The sequence below is a fragment of the Streptomyces sp. NPDC050263 genome, from assembly GCF_040655955.1.
Taxonomy (GTDB): Bacteria; Actinomycetota; Actinomycetes; order Streptomycetales; family Streptomycetaceae; genus Streptomyces.
Genome location: NZ_JBFAKW010000105.1, coordinates 25,790 through 33,831 on the forward strand (window position 1 = coordinate 25,790; position 8,042 = coordinate 33,831).

At 74.1% G+C, this 8,042-nt stretch carries 7 protein-coding genes; 1 reads left to right on the forward strand and 6 read right to left on the reverse strand.

Features of this window, described 5'->3' with window-relative positions:
• Positions 1 to 28: 28 nt before the first annotated feature.
• Genes AB0J04_RS34180 through AB0J04_RS34205 form a run of 6 tightly spaced genes read right to left on the reverse strand, consistent with a single transcriptional unit; the run spans position 29 to position 6,209 of the window.
• Entirely contained in the window at positions 29 to 778 is a 750-nt protein-coding gene (locus AB0J04_RS34180; protein WP_363172494.1) for a TauD/TfdA family dioxygenase, read from the reverse strand.
• A complete protein-coding gene (locus AB0J04_RS34185) occupies positions 775 to 1,650 on the reverse strand; it encodes an LLM class flavin-dependent oxidoreductase (RefSeq protein WP_363172495.1) in 876 nt (291 codons plus the stop codon). Before AB0J04_RS34185 ends, AB0J04_RS34180 begins: the two co-directional genes overlap by 4 nt.
• A 14-nt stretch (positions 1,651 to 1,664) precedes the next feature.
• A complete protein-coding gene (locus tag AB0J04_RS34190; RefSeq protein WP_363172496.1) occupies positions 1,665 to 2,747 on the reverse strand; it encodes an NDP-sugar synthase in 1,083 nt (360 codons plus the stop codon).
• Positions 2,748 to 2,789: 42 nt separating this feature from the next.
• Positions 2,790 to 3,524: a TauD/TfdA family dioxygenase gene (locus tag AB0J04_RS34195; protein ID WP_363172497.1), complete on the reverse strand. Its 735-nt coding sequence runs from the start codon at positions 3,522 to 3,524 to the stop codon at positions 2,790 to 2,792.
• A 40-nt stretch (positions 3,525 to 3,564) separates the two neighbouring features.
• Entirely contained in the window at positions 3,565 to 5,418 is a 1,854-nt protein-coding gene (locus AB0J04_RS34200) for a hypothetical protein (RefSeq protein ID WP_363172498.1), read from the reverse strand.
• Positions 5,415 to 6,209 (reverse strand): hypothetical protein, encoded by a 795-nt coding sequence (locus AB0J04_RS34205; RefSeq protein WP_363172499.1) that lies wholly within the window; start codon positions 6,207 to 6,209, stop codon positions 5,415 to 5,417. The genes AB0J04_RS34200 and AB0J04_RS34205 overlap by 4 nt, the downstream gene beginning before the upstream one ends.
• Positions 6,210 to 6,384: 175 nt before the next feature.
• Between AB0J04_RS34205 and AB0J04_RS34210 the strand changes: the two genes are divergently transcribed.
• Positions 6,385 to 7,926: a hypothetical protein gene (locus AB0J04_RS34210; RefSeq protein ID WP_363172500.1), complete on the forward strand. Its 1,542-nt coding sequence runs from the start codon at positions 6,385 to 6,387 to the stop codon at positions 7,924 to 7,926.
• Positions 7,927 to 8,042 lie beyond the last annotated feature (116 nt).

Genomic DNA, 8,042 nt, shown 5'->3' on the forward strand with positions numbered 1-8,042 from the left:
CCTTACGCGGGTTCGTCACGCGGGATCGTCACGCGGGTTCGTGGTGCGTCGGGGCGGAGACGAGCAGCCTGCGCAGATGGCGCCGGCGGTCCGTGAACGCGGTGCGGGCGTGCATCATGCGCCAGTTGTCCCAGATGAGGACGGCTTGTTCCTCGATCTTCACCGCGAGCCGGTGGCCGGCGAAGAAACGGCGCGCCGCCGCGATGTAGTCGGCCATCAGGTCGTCGTGGTCCACGCTGCGCTCGTCGCAGGGCACCCGCACCACCAGTGCCTCCGCGCGGTGCTCGACCAGGGGATGCCGGCATTCGTAGGCGACGCCGGCCCGGGCGAGGACGGCGGTGGGCCGCCAGGTGTAGTCCCGCTCCGCCAGGCGCTTGACCTGGTCGGACGGCAGTCCGGCCACGAAGGCGTATCCGTCGGCGAGTGTCGTCTCGCCGCCCGGTCCGGCGGCCTGGCGGACGCACCACAGGGCCTGGTAGCGGGGCGGCGGCCCGGGAAACTCGAACCACTCGGTGTGCGCGAGCAGTTCGCGGGTGTTGGCGGGCAGGTGGACGCTCTCGTCCGCCGCGGGGTCGGGTGTGACGTCCCGGACGATGCGCCCGTCGTACTGGGGCACGACCTGTCCCAGGCGGCTCAGCTGGGCCAGGTGGTCGAAGGCGGGCGGCACCCGGCGCACGTACACATGGCCCGTCGCGGCCAGGCACTCCCTGACCCGGCGTACGTCGAGTTCGGTTCCGCCGGAGGACCCCTGGTCGATGACGGCGACGCCTGCGTTCACCGGCTCTCGCCTCCCTTCATGGCCAGGACCGCGGGCAGCACCTCGCGGGCCAGCAGTTCGAGGTGCCCGAGGTCGCCGAAGTCGACGACCTGGTGGTAGACGCGGGTGACGCCGAGCGCGGCGTAGGCGGCGAGTCGCTCCACCACCTGCGCCGGATCGCCCGCCACGGTTCCGGCGGCATCGCTCTCGCCGGTGCGGATCCCGCAGTTGCGGCTCTGCGCGGTGCAGTGCAGGCGCAGCAGGACGGAGTGGCGCAGGGAGGCCGGGTCGCGGCCCACCGTCCGGCAGGCCCGCCGGGCGCCCTCGACGGCGGCCCGGGCGTCCTGGACCGAGGGGCGGGCGATGTTGTGCTCGTCGGCGTACCGGGCCGCGATCAGGGGGGTGCGCCGGGTGCCGCGCCCGCCGACTACCAGGGGCGGCGTCGGCCGCCGGCCGGGGCGTGCCTGCCACAGGCGGCGCACGACGCGCAACTGCTCCTCCAGCACCGCGAACCGCTCCCGCGGGGTGCGCAGCGCAATGCCGAGCGCCGCGTGTTCCGCGGCGGACCACCCCGCGCCCAGGCCGAGTTCGACGCGTCCCGCGCTCATGTCGTCCACCTGCGCGACCATGGCCGCCAGGACCGCGGGCGGCCGGTAGGCGGCACAGGTGAGGAGGCTGCCCAGCCTGACCCGCCGGGTCTCGCGGGCCAGCCCGGCGAGCGTGACCCACACGTCGGTGGTGACACCGTCCGCGGTGCGGCCGGGCCGGTGGTCGAGGAAGTGGTCGGATCTGAAGACCCCGCCGAAGCCGAGTTCTTCCGCCGCCTGTGCCACCTGGAGCTGCTGGGCGTAGGTCGCGCCGCACTGGGGCTCCATGCTGATGAAGAACTCCACGCCCGCTCCCCTCGTCATGAGGTGCCCCCGGCCGTGGCGTCCCGGGCCACGGCGTCCGCGGACGTGTCGACCAGGCGGTCCCGTCGGTCCCGCGAGGGCCGTTTCAGGAGTTCCGCGTAGAGGCGGTCCGTGGTGCCGAAGACCGAGGTCGACAGCAGGGTGTGGGCGGGCACCACGGAACCGGGCAGCAGGACCGACGACACGACGGACGCGTGCGGCCCGATGACACAGCCCCCGCCGATGACCGTGGGCCCGTGGATGCGCGCGCTGCGGTGCACCTCGACGTCCGGGCCGATGAGGACGGGGCCGTGGGCGACCCGCGCGGCGTCGCCCGCCCCGCCCGGACCGGCCGGGGGCAGATAGCGGCTGGCCGAGGAACTGCCCGTGAGGGCTTCGATGTTGCTGTCGTAGAACCGCCGCGGCACCCCCACGTCCCGCTGGTAGACGGTGCCCGCGTCGAAGACGCCCAGGGGCAGGTCCCGGGCGGGCAGGCGTGGGAGCACCTGCGCGGAGAAGTCGCAGAAGCCCCGCGCGGGGACGAGGGAGAGCGCGCGGGGGTCCACCACCCAGGCTCCGGTGGACCCCAGGCATGAGGGACTCGCCGGTCCCGGCTTGAAGAGGTAGGACGAGGCGAACGGGCCGTCGGCGACCAGGAAATCCCCGTCCCACCGTGCGGGGTCCTGAGGGGTGACCGCGACCGTGACGGCCGCGGGGTGCGCCCGGTGGTGCCGTACGAGTGCGGCGAGGTCGACGCCGGCGATGATGTCGGCCGGGACGACGACCGCGGGAGCGCCGTCCAGGTAGGCACGGTGGTCGCGCAGTGCGCCGCCGGTACCCGACCGCCGGTCCTCCCACAGGAACTCCACGCGCGGGCCCGGGTCTTCGGGCGGCCCTTCGAGGGCGCGGACGTAGTCGACGACGGGCCGGGTGTCGGGGCCGACCGTGATGCCGATCTCGTCCACGCCGGCCTCGCGCAGGCTCTGGAGCACGTACCAGATGACCGGCCGGTTGGCGACGGGCAGCAGTGCCTTGAGGACGGCTCGGGAGACGGGGCCGAGCCGGGTGGCGCGGCCGTTGGCGAGGATGAGTGCCTTCATGCGGTCAGCCTCCGTGGGTGGAAGCGGTCGAGGTCTACGAGGTCACACGTGCTCGGCGAGCAGGACCCTGCGCAGGTGCCGCACCCGGTCGGCGAAGGCGTGCCGGGCGTGCATCATGCGCCAGTTGTCCCAGACCAGCAGCGCCCGCTCCTCGAGGCGGACGGCGATCTCGTGGTCCTGGAAGAACCGCCGACCGCGCGCGAGGTAGCCGTCCATGAGCGCGTCGAAGCTCTCGCAGCGGTCGTCGCAGGGGAAGCGCACGATGAGCTCGCCCTCGACCGACTCCAGCAGCGGGTGGTCGGCCTCGAAGCGGATGCCGAGGCGCTGGAGGACGGCGCTGGGCGTCCACGGGTAGACCGAGGCCTCCAGTCGGCTCCGCTCGTCCGGGCCGAGCCGGTCGACGAACTCGTAGGCGTCGGCGAGGGTGGTCTCACCGCCCGGGCCCTCGGTCTGGCGCACGCACCACAGGGCCACGTACCGGGGCGGGTTCCCGGGATACTCGAACCACTCGGTGTGCGGCATGAGCTCGCGGGTGTTGGAGGCCGAGTAGACCGAGTTGTCGACCGAGGGCTCCGGTCGCACCTCGCGTACGACGACGCCGTCGAACTGGGGTATCGGCGCGCCGAGCCGGCTCAACTGGCCGACGTAGTCGAAGCCTTCGGGCACGGGCCGGACATAGGCGTAGCCGTCCCGGGCCAGTGCCTCCTTCACCCGGGGCAGGTCCAGTTCCGTGGTGGAACCGGCGGTCAGGTCGATGGAACTCACGGTCTCGGCCATGCTTCACTCCGATCGTTCAGGTCCGTACAGGTCCGTTCGGTCAGGTACGGCGGGCGCGGCGGGCGCCGGTGAGCAGGTGGTGCAGGCGTCGGGGCAGGTACCAGGCGAGCAGCCGGGACCGGTGCCACCAGCCGTACTCGAGCGTGGCCAGGGCGAAGAGGTACTCGTGCACCCTGAACGCGCGGTGGGCGCCGGGCAGGAGGGCGGTGCGCCAGGCGCCGGCCTTGGAGCCCAGGAAGAGGTTGGCGGTGATGATCTCGTCGTAGGACTCCCGCAGCCTCGCGTCGGTGATCTCGGGGCCGCCGTTCGCCCGGTAGCCGTCGCGCAGGACGCGGTGCCGGTAGCTCAACATGCCCTGGAGGTCGCCGGTCTCCTGGAACCAGGTCGTCGACTCCTCGGCGTGGGCCTGGTTCTCGCGGGGCCGCCCGCCGCGCAGGGAGCCGAGGCTGTCGCGGACGTCCTGCAGCGCCCGGTACCCGGCCACGGACCGGCCCCGGTCCTCGGCCGTGTCCGTGTCCGCGTCGGTGTCAGCGTCCGTGTCCGCGGGCTCCGGCATCCGGGCGAGCAGCCGGCGGGCGAGCGGGCGCAGGTCGGGGGTGCGGTGCATGTGTTCGATGACCCTGTTCAGGGTCTCCTCCAGGGCGTAGGCCTCGTCCGTGCCCTCGGCGACGTCGCGTCGGCACCGGCGCAGCCAGACCCAGGCGGGCAGCAGCCGTCCCTGGGCCCACAGCGACGCGCCGATGCGCTCGGCTCGCAGGAAGTGGTCGGGGCCGTCGGCGGGGGCGCGCCACCACATGCGGCGCAGGGTGCTCCAGGCGCCCGCCTCCCACAGCAGCCGTGAGCGGACGGCCCGGAGTTCGACGGGGTCGTCGGTGCCGGCGGCCTGCGCGTCGAGCAGCCGGCGGACCTCCCGGTGCAGGCCCAGCGAGCGGTACAGGAGGAAGGTCGCGCGGCGGCGTTCGGCGTCGGTGACCGGCAGTTCGGGGTCGGCCGTGACCCGGCGCGGCGGGTCGCCCAGCGGTTCGAGGCCCCAGCGGCGGGCGAGTTCCCCCACCAGGAGGTCGGTGGGCCCGCACAGGATGTGGACGTCGGCGCCGGCCCGGCGCAGCAGGGTCTGCAGGGCGATCGGGTCGTGCGCGGGCGCATGGGACTCGTGGCCCGCGTGCATGACCCACAGCACGCGCAGTCCGGTCAGGGCGTCCGGGGGGAGCGCGGCGACGAACCGGTCGACGTCGAAGTAGTCGCTGCCGCTGTAGCCGAGGACGAGCAGGGCGCGGTGGGTGGACAGCAGGTGCCGCAGCCGTTGGACCTCGGCCTGCGGGAAGCCCGTCCGGATCAGGCTGAGGGTGGCGCCGAGCGCCTTGCCGTCGGGCGAGTCGGCGAAGGAGCCGTGGAAGTGGTGGACCGCGTCATGGGGCACGGGGCGGCCGTGGCGGGCTTCGTAGGCGCGCTCGACGCAGGTGTCGAAGTTCGCGGTGACATGCCGGCCGCCGCGGGCGAGGTGCCCGGCGGCGAAGGCGTGCAGCCGGTTGGGCACCGCGCTCCGGACGTCGTCGAGGATGTCGAACGTGCCGGGTGAGGCGTCGGGGCGGGCCCGGGCGGCGGCGTCCAGGGCGGTCTCCAGCCGGGGCAGCCGGGAGGTGGGCAGGGTGGTGTCGTAGGCGCACAGGGGGCTCGTGCGCAGGCCGACCACCTGGTGGTAGGTCAGCACCCGGGCCAGCGCGCCCGTCTCGAAGAACGCCTCGAAGACCCGGCGGGTCAGTTCCGGCCCGCTGGGCAGGCTGGTGGGCCCCTCGACGGAGATGCCGGCGCCGGACCAGACGAGCACCTCGTCCGGGTCGAGTCCGTCGAGCAGCACCGCGGCCTCGGCGACCGCGGGGACCGGGGCCGTCACGACGCACCCGTCCGCGGATCGTCGTCGGAGGACGGAGACGGCGGGGGCGACGGGGGCGACGGGGTGGGGCCGCCGGGCAGGGCCGCGTCCCAGAGGGCGTCGAAGCGGCGCAGCCAGTACTCGTACCAGTGCGGGGAGGACCGGCGGTCCAAGGCCACATGCATCCGCTCGTTGATCGTGCCGTCGGCGAAGCCGTGGAACTCGACGACGACGGTCCCGTCGACGCTGTCGCCGTCGACGACGAGCAGGCTGAAGCCCGGGTTGAACGCAAGCCGACGGCAGGCGAAGCCCTCGATGCCCTCGAGCCGTCCCAGGGCGCGCAGCGAACTCTGGAGCGCGGCGCCGAGGTCGAGGTTGTCGTCCAGTTGCGTGGCGGCGTCCGCGACGGCGCGGGGCGACGGGTCGAGGAGGACGATCCGGACCTTCCCGCCGCGTTCGAGGATCAGCCGCCGCAGGTCGTCCGCGCCCGCCAGCACGTTGATCGCGGAGGGTCCGTAGACGCGGAGGTCGCGGGCCCCGTCGAGGAGCTTGCGCAGCGGGCCCAGGTCCTCCCGGCGGCGCAGCACCTCGTCCGGGGTGGCCGGCGGCCGGGCGGGCGGCACGGCCGTCCGGAAGACGAGCAACGCCAGGGCGCCCACGGTGAACTGGGCCAGTCCCTTGGTCCCTACCTGGTTGGAGAGGCCCAGCCCGACGAGGGCCAGCCCCAGCAGGAAGAAGGCGTACGCCTCGATGTGACGGCCGTGCCGGATGTCGTCCACGACGCGGCCGATGCCTCGACGCAGGTTGTCCACTCGTGTGCCTCTTTCGCCTGAGCCGCCCGGTGCTGTGCCGGTTGCGGTGCCGATTGCCGACCTTCACGACTGAACCGGCTGCCGCCGACCGGCGACAAGGCGTGGTGGTGTCCGATCCGGGCCGTGTTGTGTCGGGAGCGTGTTGGATGCGGGGGCCAGTGGGGAGGACAGGTGAATGGCGACATGGCAGAGCGGGTCCGGCACGCCCGCGGGGATAGATCTGTGCCTGACGGCGCTGCACCGGCGCGGCGTCATGGGCACCGTGGCCGTGGTGAAGGCGTTCCGCGCGGCGTATCCGGACTACGAGCGGTCGGACTCGCTGGTCAAGGCGATGCTCAACGGCAGCCGGGAGCCCAGACCCGACTTCGTGAACCGGCTGGCCCGGCTGGCCGGGGTGCCGGTGCGTCAGGTGTTCGCGCAGCTCGGCTGGTTGCCGCCCGAGGAGGCGGCCACGCCGAGCGTCCCCCATCTGCTGCGCCAGTTGCGCACGGGCATCGCGGCGGCCGGTCAGCTCGCCCGGGATGTGGAGGAGCCGGGGTTCGACCGGGCGCCGGCCGCGGCCGCGGCGGCGGTGCTCGCGAGTCGGCACGGCGCCGGGCGGTTCACGGTCTCGCTGTCCTCGGTCGAGTCGGGCAGCCGCTATCGCGCCCCGCTGATGGACGTGGCCGAGTTCCGGCTGCGGGCCGCGGCGAAGCCCCTTGCGCAGTACCGGGCGATCGCCCTCGCCGACGGCGGACTGCCGGTCGAGACGCTGGCCGCGGTGCGTCGCGCGGAGGCGGACGGCCACTCCGACTACTGGACGGTACGGCTGGAGCTGTCCGCGCTCACCCACCGCACGCTCCGGCACCGCGGCGAGTACAGCTGGCAGGGACAGCCCGGCAGCCGGGTCTGGCTGGACGCCGAGGACGGACACCGGCCGCGGCATCTGCTGGTGCAGGACCGGATGGCCGGGCTGCGCCGGGAGGCGGTGCCGGCCGCGGCCGCCCGGTGGAGCGAGCGGGGCGTCGTCCCGATCGTCGTGATCGGTCACCGTCCGCTGGCCGGCGGGGCCGCCGCGCTGCTCGCGGAGGCGTTGGGGCTCGGCTACGTGCTGCCGCGGTCCGGCGAGGAGATCCTCGACGACGGGATGTTCGTGCCGGTGCTGCGCACGCCGGTGCACGGCCGGGTGGAGGCGTGGCTGTCGGTGACGGAGCATCTGCGCGGCCGGGCGGCGGCCGGAGAGGCGTGGCCGGCGGTCGTCCTGACCCGCCCCTATGTCTTCGCCGACGTCGACCACTACGGCCCGCTGGCCCTGCGTGAACTGCTGCGGCTGCCGGCCCATGTCGTGTGCGTGCGGCCCGCCGAGGCGATGCTGCGCTGGTGGGCGGCGCGCCGTGCGGGGGCGGGTCCGGCCGGCGCGTTCGACGCGGCGGCGTGGGTGGAGCGCGAACTGCGGGTGTACGAGACGCTGGAGAGCGTGCTGAGCGAGCGGCCCGCGGCGCGGACGCTGCTGGTGCGGGTACCCGAGCCGGACGGTCCGTTGCCGGTGGACGGGTGGGGCTGGCCGGACGAGGTGAGCGATCTGCAGCCACGGCTGGCCTGGGCGGTGCTGGACTGGCTGGACCGGACCGCCAACCGCCGGGGAGCGAAGCTCTCCGGGCTGCTGCGGCCTGGGCTGCTCGCGGAGTGGGCGCCCACTCTCGACGAGGATCCCGGGGTGTCCGCGTTGACGCGGTGACCGGCTCACTGGGCTGGAGCCGGCCTAGGGGGCTTCTGATGGATCTCCGCGGCGTCGCGACGCCCGGCACGCACTCTCGCCGCACCGGGCGAAAGCCCTAGTAGCTCCGCTACGAG